This is a genomic window from Rhodoluna limnophila, from assembly GCF_005845365.1.
GTDB classification, from domain to species: Bacteria; Actinomycetota; Actinomycetes; order Actinomycetales; family Microbacteriaceae; genus Rhodoluna; species Rhodoluna limnophila.
In genome coordinates, this window is record NZ_CP040509.1 from 1143168 (window position 1) to 1168259 (window position 25092).

A 25092-nucleotide genomic window follows, 5' to 3' on the forward strand; every position below is an offset into this window, starting at 1 on the left:
CTGATTAAGCCGGTATTCCCAACGGCATCCCAGATTCACACTGACTTAGACTGCAGTTCATGAAACTTCCAGACACCGATCACCTCATCGCGGCCGAGGAGTCTTTGGCCGAGGCTGAATCGGTGTTGAAAATTTTTGAACGAGCCGAACCACATGACTTGCGACCGCGAGAAGCCCTAGCTGCGCTGCGGCTTTGGATGCGTGGCGAATTGGCAGTTGGACCAGTGCGAGATGCGGCTTTTGCTGCTCACGCCGCGGCACGAGAAACCACGAACGAGGCGGCCCGATTTGCCGCCCGAACCTGCGGTCAAGCGGCATCAGTCGCCCACGTTGTTACCCACAGCTGGCACGTCAAGCGATACGCCGATAAAGCACGCGAATCTGCTGCCATTCTTTGATATTGTTGAAGCAAACAACCATCTAAAGGAAAACATGACCGCACAGGCAAACATCGGAGTCGTTGGACTCGCAGTAATGGGTTCAAACTTGGCTCGCAACCTTGCAAGCCGCGAGGGCAACACCGTTGCCGTTTACAACCGCTCATTCGAGCGCACTGAGCTGCTTATCAACGAGCACCCAGAAGCAGGCTTCATTGCATCAGAGACCATCGATGAGTTTGTTGCCTCATTGGCCAAGCCACGCACTGCCATCATCATGGTTCAGGCAGGCAAGGGCACCGATGCAGTTATTTCACAGCTAACCGAGCGTTTTGAGCCAGGCGACATCATCGTTGACGGTGGTAACGCACTATTCACCGACACCATCCGTCGTGAAAAAGAAGTTTCAGACAAGGGCATCAACTTTGTTGGCGCAGGTATCTCAGGCGGTGAAGAAGGCGCTCTAAAGGGTCCATCAATCATGCCTGGTGGTTCAGCCGAGGCGTACAAGACTCTTGGCCCAATCCTGGCTTCAATCGCAGCAATTGCTGAGGGTGAGCCATGTGTTACCCACGTTGGCACCGATGGTGCTGGCCACTTTGTAAAGATGATCCACAACGGCATCGAGTACGCCGACATGCAGCTAATTGCTGAGGCCTACGACATCCTTCGTCAGGCCGGCGCCTACAGCCCAGCCGAGATCGCAGAGATTTTCACCGAGTGGAACAAGGGTGACCTGGAGTCATTCCTAATCGAGATCACCGCTGAGGTTCTAAAGCAGGTTGATGCCAAGACCGGCAAGCCATTGGTTGATGTAATTCTTGACCAGGCTGGCTCAAAGGGAACCGGTGTTTGGACAGTTCAGACCGCATTGAACCTTGGAACCCCGGTTTCAGGTATTGCCGAGGCAGTATTCGCGCGCTCACTTTCATCTCAGGCATCACAGCGTGCCGCAGTTGACGGCCTGCCAGCCGACGCAACCGAGTGGTCAGTAGAAGACAAGGCTGCGTTTGTTGAAGACGTTCGTCGTGCGCTTTACGCTTCAAAGTTGGTTGCCTACGCTCAGGGCTTCGACGCAATTCGCGCCGGCGCCAAGGAGTACAACTGGGACATCAACCTAGGTGCAGTTTCAAAGATCTGGCGCGGCGGCTGCATCATCCGTGCCCAGTTCTTGAACCGCATTGCTGACGCCTACGGTAAGAACGCTGAACTTCAGTCACTGATCTTCGACCCTTACTTCAAGCAGGCAGTTGCTGAGTCAGTTTCATCATGGCGCACCGTGGTTTCAAAGGCTTCACTGGCTGGTATTCCGGTTCCGGCTTTTGCATCGTCACTTTCTTACTACGATGGCCTGCGTTCACCACGCTTGTCAGCCGCTTTGGTTCAGGGTCAGCGCGACTTCTTTGGTGCTCACACCTACAAGCGCGTTGACATGGATGGAACCTTCCACACCCTTTGGTCAGGCGACCGCTCAGAGGTTGAACAGGCTCCAAGCACCCACTAATTCGAGGCTTCATGCCACAGCAAGAAAACCCGGTCGAGCAATCGACCGGGTTTTCTTTTACTAAGGAATTAAGGGTGGCGCAGAGGGCTGGCTGGTAGGCGCTCTTGAGCAACCCACTTTTGGCTGAATCCAAAGTTAGAAGCCATTAGGTCAAGGAACGGCACTGCGTCGAAGGCTTCTGGGCCAACCACGCCTGCTCCTCGCCACGCACCGGTAGCCATGAGCTCAAGTGCAATAACCGGTGCATAAGCAGTTTGAGCAACCACACACTGGGCATCCAACTCAGCCATCGTCTCAGAATTATCGGCAACGTGATACAAGAAAGTTGCGCGGTCCTTGCCATCAAGGTCTTTACCGGTGACCAAAATACCCACACAGCTCTTGCCGGTCATCTGTGGCCCAATTTTGGCTGGGTCTGGCAGTACGGCAGCCACAATATCGCGTGGCGAAACATCAACCGGACCCTGCGCCGAGCGCACACGATGCGGCTTGGTTTGGTCAAGCCCAAGTTTTTGCAGGGTTTTCAAAACTTCGATGAACTCGCGGCCCAAGCCGTATTTGAAACTGACCCGGTTGGCACGGATGAAACGCGGCAACATGGTTACTTCTTCGTGCTCAACATTCACGCACTCGAGTGACCCGATGCCCTCTGGGAACTCAAAAATCTCTGGCTCACTGAACGGCTCAGTGGTGTACCAACCGCGGCTGCGCTCATAAACCACAGGAGGGTTTAGGCACTCTTCGATGGTCGTCCAGATTGATGAATGCGGAGCGAAAATCTCGTTACCATCGGCATCGCGCACGGTTAGGTTTCCGCCGTCTTTGACACTGATCTCATCGATCTCGCTGAACATATTCTCAGCGGCATAGCGCGCAAAAACATTCGATAGACCAGGCTGGGCGCCGCATCCGATGAGTGCCAACTTGCCAGAGCGCTCCCACTGGTCGTGCAAAGCAAACTGGCCATCGCCAAGCTTGATTCCGGTCTTGTGGAATGGATCGGTCTCGTGAGGCTCTGAAATACTCAGGGCCATATCGATGTAGTTGACACCCGCGGTGTAGGCGGCCGAAAAGATGGTTGGTACAAACTTAGGTTCAACCGCATTGATCAGGTGAGTGACCTTGTGATTTAGGCAAAGCTCGGCAACTACAGCCGCCTGGCTGGCGTCAATCTTGGCTGCTAAAAACTTCGATGCCACGCGGTCGCCGTGGCGAGACCGAATCCAAGCGATAGTGGCTTCAGCGCGGGCAAAATCGTAGTCAGAAACGATAAAAATGTCGTAAAAATTGCGGGTTGCGGCAATCTTTGCAATTGCATCGCCAACACCGCCGGCGCCAACCAAAAGGATTCTCATAGAACCAGCCTACCTAGCGAATACGTAGGTCTGCGGCTGGGTCATTAACCCAGTTGAGAACGCCCTGCCAATCGCTAAAACCATCGGTAAGAGAGAAATGCTTTACTCCCTCGAGAATCACTGCGTGCACTCCAAGCGGGTCTCCGTAGGTTGCCTGAACACCATCTGGAAGCCAAGGATCTAGGTCACTGCCGACCAATGTCAGAGATGCGGAGGAGGCCAAAGCGGCGTCAACCACCTGGCGCTTTTTGAGATTTACCTTGAGGCCTTTGACTTCACCCAGAAGGCCAGGGTCGGCAGGCGCCACCAGCAGCAAGCGGTCTACCGGTGTCTTGATTTTGCCCTCGGCGGCGGCCTGAATCCAGTTGACACAGCCAAGCGAGTGTCCAATAACGATGGTCTCGCCAGCACCAGCCTCAGCTAGCAAATCCAACTCGGCCAGTAGCAGCTCCTGCCACTCCTCTAGCACCGGGGCATCGGTGTTAGGAAACTGCGGGTAGAGCACCTGGTGACCCTGCTGGCGCAGAGCACTAGCCAACTTGCGCTGCCAAACGCCCTCTTGACGGCGGTTGGTCCAGCCATGCATGATCAAAATTCTTGCCATAAAAATAATCTAAACGCTTGCCCGTTTTGCGGCCACTAAGGCCATAACAAACGGTAACTTAGGCGAATAGTTCGGCGGCCAAAACCTGCCCTGGCTGAACACCTTTGGCGATGGCAAACACAGCAGAACCGATCGGGGTGGTCCACTTATTCAGTAGATCAAATTGCTCTAGGCGGCGCTGAACCGGAATGAATTGGGTATCCAGATTGCGTTGGTAGGCAGTCCAAAGCAGACCAACATCAGGGTTGCCGTCGGCCGAAACCCCAACCTCATAGTTGAACGGGCGCCTAAAGAAACGCTCGCCCGGAGCGTGCGCGTGAGCGCGACGAATGTGAGCAAAATCAGGAATTACCTTTAGGCCATTCTTATCGCGTGCATCAAAATCAATCGGGTCAGTTTCGTTGACCTTACCAAGCGGAGCACCGGTGTCAAGCGTGCGGCCAATAACCTGCTCTTTTTCAGTGCGGCCAAGTTGATCCCAGGTATTCAGCTGCATCGCAATGCGCCTAAAGACCATGATGGTGCCGCCTTGAATCCAACTTGGACCGTCTTGTATCCAAACCAAATTGTTGAAGTCATCGGTGTTGAAGGCCGGGTTATCGGTGCCGTCAACCTGACCCATCAAATTACGCTGGCGAACACCGTGAGGAACAACGCCCTGAGCATTAGAAAAACCCTGCTGAGACCAACGCACCGAGGCAAAAGTGAGGCTGTCAGTGATTAGCCGGCGAACCGCGTGCGAAAGCACAATCGGGTCATCAGCAGATATGTGCAGCAAGACATCTCCGCCGCTAAATTCTGGCTTGAGCGCATCAATCTTGAACGCCGGCAGGTCTTTGAATGACTCTGGCATCTGACTTTCAAGGCCAAGTTTGGAGAAAAGTGAAGGGCCAAAACCAACCGTAACGGTTAGTCGAGCCGGGCCTAGAACCAGCTGCGGTTGGGCGTCTGCCAAGGTTGGGTCACCCTGGGTAAGCCGCGCAATATCATCGGTGAGCAGGGTCATCCAGCGCAGGGCCGCAGCTTTATCGGTGCCGGGCGCCAGATCAAAAGCCACAAAGTTGGTAAAAGTTTGTAATTCAACTTCGATGCCGTTTTGGTGCGGGCCGGTGAATTTTTCTTTGCGCTTTAGAACAGCGGTTTGGGCCTTGAGCTCGGCAGCCGTTGCCGCCTGATCGGAACCAAACCAGGCGCCGGCAGACGCGCCAACGATTGCCCCTGCCGAAGCAGAAGCCCCGGCCAGAAAACCTCTTCTAGATAATTTGCTCAAACGCGCGCCTGTTCGAAATCAGCTATTCGCCAGAAACGTATTCTTCATCGCCGGCCAGCGATGTTTTGCCTGGCCAAACCACATCAACGTCTTCAACGCCATCAAAATCGAGGGTGATCGGAATCTCTTGACCGTCAACAAGTGGCTCCTTGAGACCCATCAACATCACGTGCAGGCCACCCGGCTCAAGGGTCACTGTCTCACCCGGAGCAATTGTGATTCCGCCGTCTTTTGCCTGCATCTGCATCTTGCCATCAACCATGGCAACCTCGTGCACCTCAGCCATCATGGCCACAGCAGAGCTGGCGCCAACCAACGTGATTTCGGTGTCTAGGTTGTTGGTGATGGTTGCAAAACCACCGGTCATACCGCCGGCTGCCTCAGTGCCCTCATAGATTCGCACCCAGCCATCTGCAACGATTACATCCGCTTGATCGGTGTTGGTCTCGGCCGCAGCGCAACCGGTCAGGGTGGTCAGAAATAGGGCAGCAGCAAGAGCCGCGGTAATCTTCTTCATACTTCAATTCTACAATTCGTAGAACATGGATGCAAACTAGCCGCGGTCTAGAAACTGGCGGCGTTTGATCCAGCCAATCAGCGCCAACAAAATCAGCACGCAGGCTAGCAACCAAGGCCAAGTTGACTCAACAAATTTTGCGAAATTAGACATGACCTCAGGCACTACCCCACCGTTGCCCTCAGCTGAGTTTTCACCCTCGTTGGTCTCTGGGTCGGTGGCTCCGGTGGTGCCGGTTGGGTCTGGGTCTTCGTCGTTCGGAATACCATCGCCATCCATGTCAGAGTCTTCTCCGTTAGGAATGCCGTCGCCGTCGATGTCTGAGTCTTCGTTGTTCTCGATGCCATCGTTATCAGTGTCAACCGGCTTTTGACCGCCGGCGCCGGTCTCGCCGCCATCAACCGGAGCGGTTGGCTTTGGAGTCGGCTTAGGGGTCGGCTCTGTGGTCTCTTCTGGGCCCGGAGTCGGGCTCGGGGTTGGGGTTGGGGTTGGGTCAACCGGTGGTGCAGGTGGCGCCGGGATAATCTCGGTGACGGTTGCCTCGGCACCAACACCGTTTACGTTCAACGCCGCGATCTTCATTACGTAGGTGCGGCCCAGCTGAACGTTGTCAACGGTGTAGTTCAACTCGGCCTCATCAAGCTCTAGCTCGACAGCCTCGGCACCACCCTCAATACGCACGCGGTAACCAGTGACCTCGGCACCGCCATCGGACTCTGGGGTAACCCAAGCCAACTTGATCTTCTTACCGTTGGCGTCGTCAACCTCTGAATCCAAGGCACGTGGCTCTGATGGGGTTGCCAAACCGAGGTGAACACCCTCGGTGATGTAGTCGGTTGCGGTAGGGGCAAACTCTGGCGCTGAAGTTACGGTAACAACCTTCACGCTGTATCCGGTCAGAGGCTCGGCGGTAGCGCTCGGGCTAGGAGTCGGGCTTGGTGTGACATTGGCAGTTCTAAAGCTGGCAGTGCGGAAGGCCACAGAGGCAGATCGGAATGAGGCAGTGTCGGTGCCGCCACCGCTACCGCTCGAAACAGAGCCATCAATCGAGCTGACCAAGACACTCGTGTTTAGGTTGGCGCTTGGCGAGACCATGATTGGGTCACCATAGTTAGTGGTTCCGGCCGGCGCGATGTAAACCTGGTAGCCAATCACCGAGCTGTCGGTTGCCATCGGCTCGTTGAAGTTGATGACCAACTCATCGAGCGAGCGGTCAGATGCATCAACAATGTCAACGTAAGAAATCAAGTTGGTAACACCCTGAGTTTGGGCCGCTGGAGTTAGCGGACCAGCCACATCAGAGAACAAACCTAGGCCGGCGCGGGTAATGGCTGCGACCTTGGCGGTGTAGGCCACACCGTTAGGAACACCGGTGATGGTACAGCTTAGGTCAGCACCATTTGCTGGTGCGTCTGCCGAACACGCAGCGTTGGTGTAGACATCTCCGTTTGGAGCGGTGATCTCAAAAAGGTAACCAAGAACTGAGCTGCCACCTAGGTAGCTAGGTGCACGGAAGGACACGGTGTACCACTGGTTACCGGTTGAGATTGAGGTGACCTTTGGCTTACCGGCAAGGTCTGGAGCAATCTCAAACAGGCGGGTAACCGGAGGAGCAGGCAGGTACGTGGCATTGCCAGCCTGGGTTGCAGTGATCTCACACAAACCAGCGCTTAGGTAGCGCACAAAGGTACCAACACCCGGGTAAGCAACCAACTGACAGGCAGTTACATTGGTGCCCAACTGGTAACTAATTGGCAAACCAGAGTTTGAGGTTGCAGTTAGGTAGAAACCCGGGTCATTGAAGCGCTTGTTGGCAATCTCGGCAAACGTAATGGTCTGGTTTAGTGCACCAACGGTGATGCGCTGCTCGGCAGACGCTGAGTTGAACTGAGAGTCGCCGGCCTGAGTGGCGCGAACCTCACAAATACCAACTGCCAAGAAGTTGATCTTGCCCGGGGTGGTGGCATCAAAGTCACAGATGGTGCCCTGGCCCAAAGTGATTGAGTAAGTAACCTCTAGCCCGCTAGTTGCGGTGGCAGCCGGGCTGTAGCTACCCAAAACAACAGGGTTCATCGGAATGGTCGAGGTGAAGGTCACAACCTGATCTTGCTTGGTGAAAGTAAAGGTGCGGGTGGCGCTCAGCGCAGAGGTGTAGTTGAGCGACGCAGCCTTGGTGGCCTGAACCTGACAGGTGTTGCTTGCTGTTGCGCGCAAAATGTTTGAGCCGTTAGGGCCTGCAATTATCGAACAGCCGGCATTGTTGGTGACGCTGATTACGTTGTAGGCAACCGCACCATCACCTGAACCACCGGCGGTAAAAAGCTCAACATCGCCAACGTTCACGGTGTTCAAGTTACCAATGCTCAATGGGTTCTGAGCAATCTTGTTTACCCTGATGGTCATCTCGGTAACATCGCTGGTTAGATAGTTTGCATCGCCGCGCTTGAAGGCAAACAGCACACAGTCAGAGCCAGCATTGCCAGGCAAAACCTTTCCACCGATGAGCTCACAGGTGCCATCAACACTGAAGACAAAACCGTTGACCGATGAACTTCCGCCGCTGGCAGTTGGGGTCAGGGTCGACCAGAAGTCAACGTTGTCTGCGCTGGTAATAACCACTTCGGCCTGACGAGCCTTGGTAATCACAAAGGTGTCAACCACAGAATTTGTTCGGTAGAAAGTAGCCGAAGGCACGGTCATGGTTACCGGGCAACTGCCCACACCGCGGATGCTGATTTCACCGGTGCCGGCATCAACCACACAGATTGTCGCTGCGGCAGTCGTGCTGAATACCGGGGTTGCGGTTGAATCGGTGCTGAATGTGGCAGCCACCAAGTTGCCGGTCTGACCAACCGGCACGTAGGCCTGATCAACATAGCTCAGGGTTGCGGTCGCAACCTTATCCATGGTGAATGTGGTTGAGTCAAGCAAAGTGAAGCTGCGTGAGTCACTGGTCGACGCCACGAATTCAAGCGTGTAGACCTCACCCGGGGTACCGGTGATAACCAGACCACTAAAGTCAACCAAACCATTTACCGCGGTGGCAGTTGTGCTGCCGCTGACCGAGCCACCAATACCGGCACCGATGCGCGCGGTAACCACAGTTGAGTTATCACTGGTTGCAAGGTTTCCGAAGCTGTCGCGAACATGAAGCTTTGGCTGGTTGGTCGGTGCAGTCCCAATCAAGAAGCCGCTCTCAATGCCAGGCGTGCGCATGGTTAGTGCGGCTGGGCGGGCATGTGCCGGGGTCAGTACATCAGACACCGGAGCCGAGAACGAGGTGCTGCCGACCACCGCTGTAAAGGTAAGCGTGTAGTCAACTCCTGGGGTTCCGACCAACTGAAGGTTGGTAAAAGTGACCACACCTTCGTCACTAACCGCAGTCGCGTTGCGCACCGAACCACCGATTCCCGAGGCAACGGTTGCCGTCACCACGGTTGTGTTGTCCGAGGTAATTACGTTGCCGTCAAAGTCCTTCATGATCAGCACAGGCTGAGTGGTTAGGTCTTCACCGGTCTGCCCCACCTCTGACTGAACACTCCAGACCAACTGGCTCATGGCAGCGTGAGTCACGCTGAAATCGGCTGAGGCGGCGCTGGTTAGCGAGCCAGATTCGAAGGTCAAGTTGTAGTCTTCACCCGGGGTTCCCCGGAACTTGAGCCCGCTAAATGTGACCACGCCATTCACGGCAGTTGCAGTTAGTGGCGCTGATGCCGCCTTGACCAGTGCGCCGCCCGAGGCCGAGACGGTTACCACGGTTGTTGAATCGGCAGTCACGGTGTTGCCAAAGATGTCGGCTAGGCGCACCACCGGCTGGGTGTTCAAAAGTTCTCCGGTTTCAGCACCGATAGGCTCGCGAACCATGATCAACTGGGTTGCAGCCGAGTGAGTCACTTGGATGTTCTGTGACGACACCGATGTGAGCCCTGCGGTAACAAAGTTCAGCACGTAATCAGTGCCCGGGGTGCCGGTCAGCTCAAGGCCACTGAAAGTTGCCAAACCGTCTGCCACAGTTGCGGTTAGTGAACCCTCACCCGGGTTGGCCGAGTTGGTTAGCGTGCCGCCAGCACCGGTGACCGAGGCAGTAACAGTGCCAACAAAATCTGGAACCGGGTTCGAGAATCGGTCCTGAACCTGAGCAATTGGCTGAACGCCAAGCACGCCGGCTGTTGGGCCGAGTGAGCAAACACCGTTGGTCACAGTGCCAGAGCATGGCTGCTGGTAGACAGCCAGCTTGGCCGCAGCAGCGTGAGTCAGCTGGAACGCACTTGATTCGGCGCTGGTGAATGTCAAACCGGTAAAGGTCAGCTTTTGATCGGTGTTTGGAATAGCCACAATCTTGATGCCGTCAAAGTCAGCAACACCGTCGATGATCTCAGCCTGGTCACTGTTGGTAACTTGACCATCAACCGCGTTGGCCGAGCCGCCGCCGGTAGTCACAGCAGCAGTCAAGAACTGGCCAGAGGTCAAACCGGTCACCACGTTGTCATCAAAGTCACGAATTTCAACCACTGGCGCCACCGCAAGGGCATCACCGGTGCGAGTCTTCGGGCCGGTTGGGCTGGTCTGGCTTGCCGGCTGAGTCACGATGGTTAGGTGGTGTGCGTCAGCGTGCGTGACCATCAAGTTGTCAGCGGTGCGCGCGTGAACCGTGTTGTCGACAGTCCAGCTGAAGTCCAAGGTGTAGTTCTCGCCAGGGCGGCCAATTAGCTTGAGGGCATCGTAGGTAACCACACCGTTTACAGCTGTAATGGTTTCACCCTCAAGGCGGTCGCGATCATCGATGCTGTCGTGAATGGTAGCAACCACCTGGTAGCTAGAGCCATTTGCGGCCTCAACCAGGTTGTTCCACTGGTCACGGAACTCTAGGACCGGCTGAACCTTTAGGGCCTCACCGGTCTTGTTGCGCACGTTGGCACCATCGACCGTTGCCGGCGCGGTGGTTGCCACCAACTGGTAGACATCGCCGTCGGTAATTGTGATGCCAGTCTGTGATGTACCGGCAACGCTGGCGCTTGGCAAGTATGCGTACGTGAATGCATAGGTGTTGGAAGTCAGTCCACCGATACCAATTCCGAAGGTTGCCAAACCACTTGAAGCCGGGACTGTTGTGCTACCAAATACCGCTGGCGTTCCGGTACCTGAAGCTACAGATACGCTCACCCGAATTGAACCGGTGTCGTCAAGAACGCGGTTGTTATAGCGGTCTCGGATTTCTACCTGCGGGCGGTCATCACCCGAAAGCTGAACACCGGCAGGGCCTACTCCAGGTGCGCGAGTTGCGGTTAGGTGGTGCGCCACGTTGTTACGAACAGTCAGGGCGTTGGAGTCGACAGAGTCAATTGAGTTGAAGCTGAACTTGAGTTTGTACTGAGTTGCCGAGCTGGTTGCGGTGGCAACGGTTCCAACCAACTTCACGCCGCTGAATTCGGCCACACCGGCAACAACGCTGGCGGTGGTTGACCCCTCAGACAAGCTGCCGCCGGCTCCCGAAGAAATCGAGACAGTGACCGAACCAGAGTTTTGTGCAACCACTGGATAGCCGCCGTCATCGACCAGCTCAACCTTTGGCTGTGCAGCCAGTAGTTCACCGGTGCGGGTGGTGTTGCCCTGAGTATCAACCGATGATGGCTGGTTCAAAATCACAACGTCAGCAACATCGCCGGCCATCAAAGTGAATGCATTTGAAGTGGTTGCGGTGAGTGTGTCGATCATGCGAGCACGCAGGTAGTAACCCTCAGTTGCCGGCGCGCCTTCAAGGATGACGTTCGAGAAGGTCACCAAACCGCTGGTGGCTGCAACACCGGTGGCCTCAGAAACTGAGACGGTGTCATTTGTGGCATCAGAATCGCCGCCGTTTGCCATAACCGTGATTGCAACCTGAGTGCTCGAGTCAACGGTCACACGGTTGCCAGATGCATCAAGAAGCTCAACCGTCGGTGCCGGGGCAATTGCCTCACCGCGCTTGACCGTGCTTGGCTGCTCAACGAATCTAACTGCAGTTGCCAAACCTGGGGTTAGGTCAAACAGCTGAGTTGCGCTCAATGTGGTGGTGCCATTTGTGGCACTAAACAGTAGGTTTAGGTCGTCAACAATCGAGCCACCTGCACCAAGCTTGTTGGCGTTGAGCCCAAAGTTGGCAACACCGGCGGTTGCAGTCATTGATGTGTCACCGGTCAGAGACTGGTCGGTCTTTGGTGCGCCAGCAGGCAGCGTTGCAGTGACAGTAAAGGTGTCATCAGCAACAACGTTGTTGGCCGAGTCCAAGATCTTGATAATCGGCTGGTCGGCGAATTCAAACCCAGCACGCACAGTTGAACTAGCTGCGGTGAGTCCAAGGCGATCCGGGACACCGTAGGTAACAGCAACCGTCGATGCGGTCTCAACAAAGGTGGTGTCGATGGTCTTGCCGCTGTTTGTGGCGGTGAATCGAAGCTTGTAGTTTGCAGCCTTTGCGGTCAGCGCCAAGGAATCAAATGTCACCAGCTCAGACCCGGTCGGTGTAACTTCAGTGGCGCCATCGATGGTCAAAACGTCACCCGAGTTTGCCGAAGAAACGGTAGCCGTGACCGTGGTTGCCGCACCCGAATTGACCGGGTTGTTCCATTCATCTCGCACTGCAAAAATCGGTGTCGGCTGAATCACAAAACCGCTGCGTACAGTGCTTGGCTCGATGGTTGTCCAAGCTAGGTGATGTGCTTCACCGTGGGTGATGGTGAACTGCGATGAATATATGCTGGCCAAACCAGTGGCATCAAAACGCAACTTGGCGGTGGCTGCTTTGGTAAAACTAAGGCCGGTGAAAGTTACTAGACCCTCGGTTGCCGCAACTGCTGACTTGGTGGCATCATACTCGGTAGCCACGGTAACTGCATCTACCAGCACCGGCTTGATTGAGGCGGCATCCTGCGTCACCCGGTTGCTCCAAGCATCGCGCAACTCAACCTTGACTGCTGGGCTGAAGGCAACGTTTGCCACTGCATCGGTAGGCTGCTCAACCACGTTTAGGTTGGTGGCGGTGCCCGGGGTCAAGTCAAGTGTCTGAGCGGTAGTCAGGGCGCTGAAGGCTGAAGGCTCGGCGACGCTGAAGGTCAATGTGTGCGCACCCTTTGTGCCCTCAAGCTTGAGCCCAGCAAAGCTGACCACACCGGCAACTGCTCGGCGGTTACCTGCACTCAGTGGTGCGCTAAAACCAGAGTCAACCAAAGTTGCCGAGGCTCCACCGGCGTCACGGGTGGCAGCCACTGAAACTCGTGCGGTTGCAGCATCGCCGGTGTCAACCAGGTTGCCATCTTGGTCTTGAATCTCAAGGGCTGTTGCACCGATGGCAAAGCCGGCACGCACGGTTGAGTCGCCGCTGATCAAAACCATCTGGGTGGCAACACCGTGGGTGAGCTCAAACTCAAAGGTGTCGTCAGTCAAGCTGCCCGACTCAAAGGTCAGGGTCTTGGTGCCCACCGATCCGTACTTGCCTAGCCCAGTGAATGTCGCCAAGCCATTGTTGATTGCCACACTGGTGGTACCGGTCAACGTTGAGCTGCTGCCCTGGGCTGCATCGCTGATTGAAACATCGATGTTGCCGGTTGCATCAGTAACCCGGTTACCGGCCGAGTCTTCAACCGTAACCTGGGGCACGGTAGTGAAATTAGTGCGGTTAGTGAACCCGGTTGGGTTGGTCACCTCATCAAGCGCAACAGCATCGCCAAAGGTCAACTGAACGGTTGCTGCCTTGGTGATGGCATCAGGGCTAGCAATCGAGTAGCTGAGGTTGGCTAGGCCCTCGGTTCCAGAGATTGTGAAGCCGGAGAAGGTTGCGGTTCCGGCTGATGCGGTGGCGGTCTTTGAACCCGAGATGTTGGTTCCCGAGGCAGTTACCGTCACGGTTTGGCCTGCATCAGATCCGGTAGAAACCCTGTTGCCGTCCTGGTCCTGAATCTCGACAACCGGCTGAGTGGTCAGCGCCTTGGCGTGGCGAGCCCCAGCGGCAGGTGTGGTTACCGATAGCTGCTTGGCAACACCATGAGTAAGGGTAAAGGTCTGTGAGTCGCTGGCCAGGCCGTCAGCCGAGACGCTGAAAACCTTGTCCAAGGCCACGGTTCCGTACTTTCCGAGACCGGCAAAAGTTGCGGTTCCGCTCGCCGAGCGCACCGTGGTTGTACCGGTCAGGGTTGCGTTGGTGATCGCTGCAGTTACATCGATGTTGGCATTATCAACCTTGTTGCCCGAGATATCTTGAACCTCAACAACCGGCTGGGTCGTAAAGTCAGTGCGGTTTACAAAACCAGCGGCCTCGGTCACCAGGGTCAATTTGGTTGCGGCACCGTAGGTGATTGTGATTCCGTGAGTGCCACTTAGGCCAAGGGTGCTGGTTTCAACCTTGATGGTTCGGGCACCAACCAAACCGGTTAGCTTGACGCCCTTGCCGGCAAAGTTTGCAACGCCATCGGTCAATGTCATTGAGGTGGTGCCAGACAGTGCGTAGTCAGAATCGTTGTTGTTGCTCAGTGTGATTGTGTCGGTGTCACCCGCGCCGCTGGTCACAACGTTGCCCGATGCATCTTTGACGGTAACTACCGGCTGTGTAGTCAAAACAGTGTTGTTCACAGTTGTGGTTTGTGCGCTAATTATCAACTGGGTTGCGGTGCCGTGGCTGAGGGTTAGGGTCTCGGTAGCCGAGGTAACCGAGTTTGAACCAAGTGTTCCGGAATAGGTCAAAACAACATCACCGATGGTTCCGGTCAGCTTCAACTTATTAGTCGCGTAGCTGAATTCTTGGTTGACAGTTCCGGTCAAAGTAGTTGAACCAGTAACAACACCCAACGTGGTGCGATCAGCAGTAACAGTGATGCTGGCCGAGGTGGTGGCCGTGATGTGGTTTTCACCAAGGTCAACAAAACGCAACTTAGGTTGAGTGCCAAACTCAGCACCAGAGGCAACATTGGTGCTTGAGTTTTGAGTCAAAACCAGGTGGTGGGCGGCACCCTCTTCAACAGTGATTGAACCGGTGCCGGTAACAGTCAACGGACTTGTCGTGTCAGCCTTCAAACTTCTGGTGCCAACGGTTGCCGCAACATAGAAATCACTGCCCAAAGTTGCAACACCAGCGTTAGCCACCGCAGTAAGCGTTCCATAAAGAGTTACATCGGTTGAACTAAAAGTAACGGTCATTCCCGAGCCAGAACCAGTCAAAACCGTGTTGCCATCTTGGTCCTGAATGGTTGCAAAAGGCTTGCTGGCCGGAACAACACCATTGACCAAAGCAGAAGGCGCAGTAACAGTGATGTGGTGAGCATCACCATGAGTGAAAGTCACATTGTGAGAGGTCGTGGCAAGAGAACCACTTGCAAAGGTTAGGGCCCGGGTGCCAGCCTCACCATAAATACCTAGATCGGTGAATGTGGCACGGCCTGAAACTGCGTCAACCGCGGTATCACCAGAGACAGTGGCACCGGCGGCAGTTGAAACCGTGACCTCAATTGTCGAGTTATCAACCTTGTTACCAGAGCTGTCTTGAACCTCGATAACCGGCTGAACCGAGAAGGTTGCGCGGTTTTTTGTTGCCAATGCCTGGGTGTAAACCGCCAGTTTGGTTGCTGCACCGTAGGTTAGCTCGATGGTTTGAGAACCAGTTTTTCCACCTGAAGTTGTAGCGGTGATTGTCTTGGTACCAACTAGGCCAGCAAGCTTTATGCCTGCGGTCGTGAAATCAACTTCGCCTAACGTGCTCGAACCGGTTAGGGTGCCTGAAAGCGTGACGTCATCTGAGCTCAATGTGACCTGTGTGTCGTTGAAGGTCACATAGTTCACCAAGTTGTTGTCGGCATCGCGGAAGGTTACCTTGGGTGCCGAAGAAAGTGCAGCATCATTGGCTGCTGTTGCCGGAAGCTCAAGCTGCAAATGATCAATTGCCTGAGTTGCGCGGAACTGAATGCTCTGTGAAGAGACCGATAGGAGACCCGGTGCCGAGAATGCGATTGTGACCGCTCCGGCAGTTCCTCTAAGTTGCATGCCCGAGTAGGTCGCACGGTCTCCATTTGAAACTTCAACGGCCATGGTTGACGATCCATCACCAAAAGCAGCACCAGTTGCTGTTGCCGTGACAGTAGTGGTGGTTGGGGTCGGGTTGCCCGAGATGTCTTGAACGACAACAATCGGCTGCGTTGGGAAAACTGTGCGGTTGTACTGTGGCGTGGCAACGCCAGCTGCAAAAGCCAGCTTGTATGGAGCACCTGCGCTAATTGCAACAGAGAGATTGTTAGTTATCGAACTTGGCGAAGCTATGGAGGCGGTCAGGGTTTTGGTTCCAACCGTGCCCTTAAGAGCAACTGCCTTTCCGCTGAAATTAGCCACACCCTCCTGAGCAGACATCGAGGTCGTGCCAGAAATTTCAGCTCCAGTGGCAGTCAGCGTGACAGTCTGGCCGCTATCAGTGCCACTGGTTACGGTGTTTCCTGAACTGTCCTTGATGGTCACAATCGGCTGGGTTGCCAACGCTGTGTTGTTCACAACCGTTGAAGAACCAGAAATCGAAAGCTGGGTTGCTGCACCGTGTGCCAAAGTCAACGACTGGGTGTCCGCAGTCAGCGATCCAGAAGTGTAAGTAAGGGTGTAGTCGCCGACCAAACCGCTCAGCTTCAAGCCGCTGAACTCTGCTACACCAGCAACTGCCGCCTTGGTCGTTGCGGTGCCAAGGGTTCCGCCAGCGCTGCTAGCAACGGTGATGGTCGAGGTGTTGTCAGCAACAACGTTGCCAGCGGAGTCAACAACCTTAACCACTGGCTGGGTGTCAAATGTGGCATCATTCGCGGCACCAGCAGCAGCCGTGGTTACATCCAGAGCAGCGGCATTTCCATAGGTAATTGAAATTGCCGACTGGGCCACCGAAATATCAGCCGAGTTATAGGTAACCGTGTAGGTGATTGTGAAAGATTCAGTGGTGCGGCCCTTGATACCGAGGTCGGTAAAGGTTGCCACTGCATTCACAGCCTCAACAGTGGTGTCACCAATCAGAGTGCCGGTCCCGCTGGTGAGCGATGCGGTAACGACCAAAGACTTGGCAGCATCGAGCACGACCAGGTTATTGGCGGCATCGCGAATGTGAATGATTGGCTGGGTTGTGAAGGCGATGTCAGATTTACCACCGGCGGCAGCTCGGAAAACGTGAAGGTTATCTGGGTCACCGGCTTTGACATCGTAGGTGCCCGAAGTCTCGGTGATCGAGGCAGTGCCCACGGTGGCACTAAAAGTAAGAGTGTTGGTGCCGGTGGTGGTGAACTTTAGGTCATCAAAAGTGACCACACCGTCGACCGAGGTCTCAGTTAGAGTACCGGCAAGGGTTGAGGTTCCGGTGGCCAAACTCACGGTGAATTCGGTTGAGTCAGCCAGGGTGTTTGTGGTTTGAAGGGTTGATCCGTACTTGTCTTTTAGAGTCAAAGTCGGTGGCGGGTTGAACGTCACGTTCATGTATGCATCGAGGGTGTTGCCTGCGGTTGGCAAGTTTGCCTTGTCTACCTGGAACGGGGTTCCAAAATTTGGGTCAATTTCATCGACCGAGCTCGGGGTGTAATCAACCGAGTTGGTGAAAGTCGGTGCGGTGGTGCCGGTGGCATCAATCGCTAGGTTGCCGGTCACACCAAATGGTGAATTGCCAAACGTGATTGAGGTTGCCAAGAGACCCAGGTTTTTTACCGCGATGGTTCCAGAACCGGTAATTGTGCCGGTAGTTCGAAGCGCAAGGTTGCTTGCCTTTGTATCGGCAACAGTCATGGTTCCACTAACGGTGATGTTTCCGGTTGTCGTGCCTGCGTAATCACCGATTCGAATGGTCCCGGCGGTCACATAGTCAAGCTCGGTGTCGGTCAGGTCAAGCTGGTTGGCTGCCGCAGCGCCACCAAGGACAATCGGTGTGGTGGCGGTGGTTGGCGCAAACTGAACGATGCCGGTGCCGGTTGCGGTGCCCGAGGTAATTGCAGCTGAAACTTCTGCCTCGTTGGCAGTCAGGTTGATGTTTCCATCAGTGCCGGTAGACGTCAGAGCAGCACTGACCGTCAGTGTGCCAGCGTAAACACTGATGTCACCGGCAATTGACTGCGCCTTTGAGATCGTGACATTTGCGGTGTTAGTGGCTGTACCAATTTGCAGACCGGCCAGGGCGCTGAGAGACAGTCCGCTGGCCAAGGTTTGGGTTGCCCCAAACGCAGCGGCTGTATTGAGGAACTCAGCTTTAGTGGCATTTTGAATACTCGCAACATCGGTATCAAAACTGAATTTGTCAGCCGATAGCCTCACAACATCAGCAAGTGAGTTGGTTGCCGATCCACCAATCCTGACATCACCTGAGTTTCCACCGAAATCCAAAGTTTTTTGCCCTGCATCGATAAAGATGTCGCCACCGGCATCAAAGATGTTGATGTTGTTGAGTGAAATACCTTGGCTCGTTCCAGATGAACTCGAGCCAGTGATCTCGACAGCGCCACCACCGCTTGCGGTAATTGAAGTGGAGCCGGTGTTGGACCAAACAACGACGCCCCGGCCGTTAGTAGAAGAACCACTGGATGAACCGGTAAGTGAGATTGCGGTGCCGCTCGCCCGCCCAGATGAAATGGTTGTTGCGTATCCACCAATCCAGTTAAGCTCTAGCCCATGCCTAGTTTTGTCTCCAGTTGTTGAACTTGCAACGCCGTCCAAAACTACGGCACCCGATTGCGTGTCGATTGATGCGCCGGACCAATATTTGACTCCCAGACAAGTCGTGGTGTCGGTTACGCTTTGCCCCTTGACTGTGATGTCACCAGAGACGGTGGAAATTGCCACAACACCGGCAGCAGCGCTCGTGCCGATTTCGACACCGTTGCAATAAGCAGTGTTTGACACTGCATACCCAGTCGGGGTTACCTCAGCCACATCGGCCGAACCCGCGAGAGTAATGGGGCCATTTTTGGATGATAGGTCTGTGTAGTTGCCAATCCGAATTGCGCCAGAGCCGGAGGCGTCGGCATTTGACCAAAGGGTAATTGGCGCCGAACCATTAGCCCCCGTCGCGGAAATCGACTTCCTAGCCGAAGACGTTCCAGCGCTTGTCGCAATGTCACCGTTGGCTTTCAGAAGAATGCCTGTGCCTGCAGCGCTGGTTGCGGTCAGTGAACCACCAACCGAGATGTCGCCACCGTAAACACTTATTTGGCCGGAGGATAATGCGGAAGCTAAGGAAACATTCTTTGTGTTTCCGGCCTTGCCTATGCGAATAGAGCTCGAACCAGACGCGATAGTTAGGCCCGCGGTGCTCAAATCACCCGTCGAGTTAATGACTGATGCCTCGAAGGATTCTCCCTTTGACTCGAAAACAACAGACCCTGTAGCCGTCACCGACGTGGAGCTAAAAGCAGCAAAGCCAGAGCCAGATGCCAAGAAATTCTTTGAGGTACTTGAAACTAAAGCCAGGTCCACCGCCGCTGTGCCACTGCCGATGTATGAGATGTCTCCATTTGTCGTTGAGATTGAGCTGACTGAGCCAGCGAGGATGTCGTATGAACCCGTCTTGTCGTTTGCGCGGCCCTCAAAAATGATGTTTCCATCGGTCGATGACACGTTTACACCGTAAATAATGATTCCACGGCGCCGATCCGAAGTGCCCGCAGTTGCATCGCCAAAGAACTTTATTTCTCCCGAAGTTGATGTGATGGTTGGCTTTGTGGTGTTATTGCCCAGCCAGATTCCATACTTGTTACTGGTGCTGGTGTCTGTCGCCGCCAGCCTGCCAGACCAGCTCTGAGAACCGTCTCCGGTGGAAACAGTAAAAGCGACCGGCTCAAAGTAAATGCCTGCCTGGGTCGTGCCGGTAACAGCATCAGCATTTTCACCTCTCACGAGCAAGTCTCCACCACTTGTTGTTACGGAGGACGCCATTATTACACCGAAACTGTAAGGGTCGCTAGAAACATTAGTGCCCTTGCAATATCCGGTTGGATACCCGGTGGTGTCATCCGTCGTCAAACCTCCAGCTGCAACAAAATCTCCGCCTTGGGTGAAGAATGTGTTACCGGTGTCCAGGTAACAACCGCCGGCGCTAGCACCAGAACCACCATCTGAATTTCCCCAAATCACAATCGGGCCATCCTTGGTTTGAATGGTTTTGGTTGTGGTGTTGAAAATCACATCTTGTTTTGACTTGAGCTGCAGTTTTTTGCCGGTAGTCGAAAGAGTGATTCCGTTGGCGATTGTGATGTCATCGCCAGCGGTAACGGAAATAGATCCGGTGGCAGAAATTGCACCAGTGTTGGTATAGGTGCCAGTCGCTGAAACAGAGATGTCTGCCGTAGCGCTTGTTGTGGTTGTCAGCGCTGCGTGTGAAACTGCACCACCGTAAATTGTGATTGGCCCTGCAGCCTTGGCACTACCTGCATACGTTATGTCACTGGTTGTGCCTAAACGACCAAGTGAAAAGGATGCGTGGTCAGCAAAAGATGCAAATTGACCGAATCTCCAGTTTGTGGCTGTCTGGGCTCGCTTGAAGTTGTCGGCAGCAGTGACTAGGCCGCCGGAGAGCGATGCAGGTTGAATTTCAACATTGCCAGTTGTGTTTAGGGCCGTGCCGTAGCCGCCCTCCCACGAATAAAAGGCATTGACGTTAAGAGTCACATCAGAGCTTGAAGCCGTAAAGTCTGCAGTAACACCGCTTGGGGTGGTGATAACCCCGCCCCCTGCAGCGCCAGACCCGTTAGCCTGCCAACCACCAAGGCGAAGCAAGCTTGAGCCGTTTCCACGCCAACCAGTTCCTAGGCCTGCGCTGCTAGTGTCGCCATTCGAAATAGCATTCACGGTAATTGGCCCGCTAATGGCGAGAATGTCAGTGAATTCCGCTTCGATTCCCCAACCGTCGCTGTTAGTGCAACCACTCTTGCTGCTAGCGATTCCGGTCAAGGTAATACCTCCACCGGCACGAGTTGCCAGAATCTGAACGCCTTGCCAACCTTTGACCGAGTCGTAGGCGCCATGCCACCAGGACGTAATACCGCGAGAGCAGGTCGCTCCCTCGCTTGAATCTGAATAGATAGTAATTGCGTCAGCGGTGCTTGCATTTGAGGTGATGGTCACCTTTGAAGTTCCGTCACCGTTATTTAAGGCAATTCCCTGGCTGTAGTTTGTAGATCCTGTAAGAGCACGCCCCCACATAGCGATTCGTCCCGAACCAGAATCGACCACGGTATCGGGATTGAGGAGTATGTGACCGTCCCAGTTTGAGCTAGCAGGCCCTTGTGCTCCAGCCATAAAAATATCGCCGCCAGCAGATTTGAGTGACGAACTTGTGTGCATGAATACACCAATACGCCATGCATCGGTTGCGTTATATCCGACCGCGTAGCCATCCGGAAGCCCATCGCCGGCAGCTACCGACGACCACTTGCCCCGGCTCGCTGTTATTGCGGCATCTGCGCCACCATCATCCAAGCCACCGGCAAGCCATATCTTTCCCCCATTTGAGGCCAGGGCAACACTTGACTCCAGGTAGATCATGCCACCGACTTTGTTTACTCCACTGACTTTGCTGCTGTTGGCCCAGAAGACAATGTCTCCGCCGTTAGTGGTGACGGTTTTTGATGCCTGCACGTAGATACGGTCAACAGTTTTGATTCGAATTTCGCTACCGGCACCTGTTGATTGGAGATTGCCTCGAACATCGATTGAACCCGCGTAAACACGAATAGGACCGGCGATTTTAATGTTTGGGTACAAATCATTTAAGTAGAACGAGTCGGTAGTTTGATCCTTACCGATTGTCACGCCCGTGCAACTTTCAGAAAAACTCAGACCCTGCCCGGCAGTCTTGAACTCGCTGAAACCTGTTGAGGCAATAGGTTCAAATTTAAAGGTTCCGGCTGTGTTCACTCTTAGGTTCACATCGGAATTGAACGAAGTAAATCGGTTTGCTGAGATTGCGATGTTTGAACTAGTTGTTGTTACCTTCGACAATGGGCAGTCAGCAACTAAGCATGAGCCGAGGACTGATTTGGCAGAGCTCCAAGTACTATAGAGAGCTCCGGTGAACAATCCTCCACCCCAAGTTGTTGCCTGATTCGCACCTGTGAGAGTTATGGGTCCGACCGACAACAGGTTGCTGGCGTTCAAGCCAATATCCCAAAGGTCCGTACCCCCTCCATCTCCGGTGATTGCAATACCACCAGCGCCAGTCGCCTGAACGTAAACAAGATTGGCCGTTCCCTGATTCGCAGCCATCCCCACACCGTAGGCTGTTCCGCTAATACCGGTGATTGAGATGGCTGGCACCGTTGCGGATGAGCTAAATATTTCAGTGGGCACAGTCGATCCACCCATGCGGTGAATCTGTATGGCCCAACCGGCGGCAGTGTTCTGACCGTCCAGCACAATTTGACCGCCATTTGCGTAAATTTTGTGGCCGAAATTTAGAGAAAGAGCATCCATTCCGCCACCAGATTTTCCACGAGCAACGAACTTGCCGCCGCCTGTGTAGTAGCTGGTCAACGTCGCCGATGATCCACCTTGGCCAGAGTGAAAACCTGATGATGTTCCATCTGAATATCCATAGCCCGTTGGAAAACCATCCCCGTCGACTGTACTGCCGCCACCGAGGATTATCGATCCTCCCCCGGTCGCGGTCGTCGAAGTGCTGCCATTTGCGCTGTTGAATGTTGACCCAGAGTAGACCCGGTTGAAACCGGAATTGTTTCCATCAGAGTCCGCCCAGAAAACAATTGGGCCGCCGTTTGATGTGAAGTTGGTTGCGGCGCTATTCAATACGTTTGTGGCTGCCTTGTATTGAAGTTTTGCCCCTGAGCCAGTCACCGTCATACTTCCACCGATGGAAATCTGCCCCGCAGTTGATTCAAAGCTCGCGGCACCAGTCGTGCTCCAGGAGTTTGGCAGCGTCAAGGACTTCGGCGAAGTGATGGAGATTGCGCCGCCAGCTGACAGCGTAGTCAGGTTCGTGTAAAAATCACCATTTGTTGAACTATTGGCAGTCAAAGCGATTCCGCCGGTACCGGTGGTTGTGACACTGCTATTGGAAGTGGCAAAGTAAAGGCCTGCGCTGGCACCCGTGTGGTTATTTCCGGTGATAGCGATATTTCCATTGCCGGAAGTGATTGTGGCACCTTCAAACAAGGCGGCATCCTGAGCTGTTGACGCTGCGCTAGTAGTTGCAGTGATTGAAATTGCGCCAGAGGTTGAAGTTATTGAAGGACTTGCACTTGCACCCGACTTGGTCATGCGCACAGCGCGGTGCGAACGGCCAGTGTCAACCTGATCAGTGTCTATAAGTCCCTTGATCGTGATGCTGCCGCCAGCACTTGAAATTGAGCCGCCAGAAATCATGTAGAAGGCTGCTGAGTCGGCGGTTCCAGAACCAATTTGACCATTCATGGTGATGGCGCCACCACCAGAATTTACCGACCCAGATATGTAGATTCCAGCGTTGTCGATTGTTGGGTCAGACGCAAGAATCGCGGTGCCGTTGTAGGCAGTCGCAAATCCTCGAGCGTACCCTGTTGTTTCTGTGTAGCTGCCACCGGCAAAAGTGATTGCGCCGCCATTTGAGTTGACTGAAGTGGCGGCACCCAACACAAAAACATTTCCTGCATTGGAGGCAGAACCACCATCGGCATTAGAAAGCAGAGTGATTGGGCCATTGTTGACGGTCAGCGATGCGCCGAAACCTAGATACCCAGCGGCGGCAATCTTGATTCCTTTACCAGCAGTTGTTCCGGTGACTGCAGCACTTGAGTAAAACGACCCCGATGTTCGAATCGACACATTTTGTGTGTTGATTGCGTTGCTCAAGTCCGTTGCGTTGATCTGTGAAACACCTGTGGTGGTCGTCAGCCATTCACCGTTTGAAAAGAATCCTCCTGGGTCGGATGAAGTAGATACAACATCGATGGCCGTCGCATAGTTAACTGTTTTTATGGCGTTAGACGTTGTCGATGTGTAACCAGATGCGGTGAACGTAAGGGTCACATTTGTTCCGGTAGCGCCGGTAGCAAGCCCAAGATTTGAGAACGTAGCGACACCATTTGAATCGGTTACGGCTGTGGTTGTGCCCGTGATGAGGGTGCCACTGCTGGAGGTTGCGGTAACTGTGACCCCGGCGGTGGTGTCATTTTCCGTTCCACCTTTTAGTTGCACAGTCGGGGCGCTCGAAAACTTCTCTCCGACCTTTCCGTAAGAAACGGTTGTGGTTGAGGCAAGACTTGCAGCCGGAGTAGTAACCGGCAAGTTCGCGAAAGACTCAAAACTGAACCCGGATAGGTCTGCACCATTCCGCATAAAAGTCCAGTCCGGATTTCGAGTACCGTTTGGCGCTGTGCCGGTGTTGTTACCGAACCCAAAGTCCGGATCACCAACAGCATGGTTGTTCCACGCAAAAATAGTGCTTGCGGTTCCTAGATTGTGAACCTGAAAAGACCCGTACTGCCCATTACCAACGCCGTTTGGTCGGTCACCATAGTCGTAGCTTGAGTCGCTACCGGTCATACCAACCTGGGAGCCCTCCCATGAATAATCCCAAGGCCATATCTCTACACGACCACTGATACCTGTAGCAGTTGCAACACTTGAAGAAGTGCTCAGGATATTCATGTCAGAGACATCTGCCTGAAGGATGAACTGGGCGTTTGTGCCTCCGGTCGGCGACGGAACCTGAAGTTTGTAAAGGTTGTCGTAAGTGTCCGACAATGTGCTTCGGGTACCCATAGCCTTTGAAAAGTCGACGCTTACTTGGCTACCGTTGCCGGCAAGCACGTATCGAATTCGACTGAAATCAGTGCGCGACAAACTCCCCGCATAGATTGACGTGTAACTGTGGGCACCGTTTGTAGAGCCACGCCACTTATTGAGAGTTTTGTAAATACTCTCCCAGTCGTAACCATAGGCACCCTGGTTGCCAGAAATCATCGCAGCTACACGTGTGTAATAACTGGTTGATGCATTTAGTCCAGTGATCTTGTGGGTAAAAGTGCTGGCCCCAATCGATGACGATGAGGTTGACCAGCTTGAACCATCAGTCGAATACTCAACTCGATAGCCAGTGACGGTGTATCCGTTGGTTTGAGCCGGCGCAGTCCAGGTAACGGTTACCGACCTTGGCCCCGCCACTGCGTTTACGCTTTGCGGGGCTGAAACATTGACGGTGTCGGCTGAAGCCGTGACCAAGTTGAAGCCTAGAAAGGCCACCACCAGAAACAAACCGATGAGCAGTTTTGAGCTGCGATTTATGGTGCGTTCACGGTAGTCAAGACGACCAAACATGCGCACCTCCAGGCTTAAAATCGACGGTTCGGGAACGCCAAATAGCGCTCTCGCAACTGACAAGTCTAAAAAGGGCAAAAAATCGGTCCGGTCAAATGTTCGGTCGGACCGAACAAAATTTGTCCCCTAAAAGCCAAACCCGGCAAAACTCACAGGAATGCAGCAGTTAAGAGAAAACTCCCCC

Annotated in this window: 7 protein-coding genes; 2 read left to right on the forward strand and 5 right to left on the reverse strand. The window is 54.2% G+C overall.

Annotated elements, in window-relative coordinates; genetic code table 11:
* Positions 1-59: 59 nt before the first annotated feature.
* Together FFA38_RS05635 and gndA are read left to right on the forward strand one after the other, a co-directional pair.
* Entirely contained in the window at positions 60-398 is a 339-nt protein-coding gene (locus FFA38_RS05635; RefSeq protein ID WP_138315817.1) for a putative immunity protein, read from the forward strand.
* Positions 399-432: 34 nt separating this feature from the next.
* Entirely contained in the window at positions 433-1881 is a 1449-nt protein-coding gene (gene gndA, locus FFA38_RS05640) for an NADP-dependent phosphogluconate dehydrogenase (protein ID WP_138315818.1), read from the forward strand.
* A 68-nt stretch (positions 1882-1949) separates the two neighbouring features.
* Here the strand turns inward: gndA and FFA38_RS05645 are convergent, their stop codons facing one another.
* The 5 genes from FFA38_RS05645 to FFA38_RS05665 are packed head-to-tail and all read right to left on the reverse strand — an operon-like array spanning position 1950 to position 24908.
* Complete coding sequence (locus FFA38_RS05645; RefSeq protein WP_138315819.1) at positions 1950-3236, reverse strand: saccharopine dehydrogenase family protein; 1287 nt, start codon at positions 3234-3236, stop codon at positions 1950-1952.
* A 13-nt stretch (positions 3237-3249) separates the two neighbouring features.
* Positions 3250-3840: an RBBP9/YdeN family alpha/beta hydrolase gene (locus FFA38_RS05650; protein WP_138275796.1), complete on the reverse strand. Its 591-nt coding sequence runs from the start codon at positions 3838-3840 to the stop codon at positions 3250-3252.
* A gap of 58 nt (positions 3841-3898) precedes the next feature.
* Positions 3899-5110, reverse strand: coding sequence for a Dyp-type peroxidase (locus tag FFA38_RS05655; protein WP_138315820.1), 1212 nt, complete (start codon positions 5108-5110; stop codon positions 3899-3901).
* Between the two features lie 22 nt (positions 5111-5132).
* Positions 5133-5627, reverse strand: a complete 495-nt coding sequence (locus tag FFA38_RS05660) for a copper chaperone PCu(A)C (RefSeq protein ID WP_138275798.1) — start codon at positions 5625-5627, stop codon at positions 5133-5135.
* Positions 5628-5663: 36 nt separating this feature from the next.
* Positions 5664-24908, reverse strand: a complete 19245-nt coding sequence (locus FFA38_RS05665) for a fibronectin type III domain-containing protein (RefSeq protein ID WP_138315821.1) — start codon at positions 24906-24908, stop codon at positions 5664-5666.
* Positions 24909-25092 lie beyond the last annotated feature (184 nt).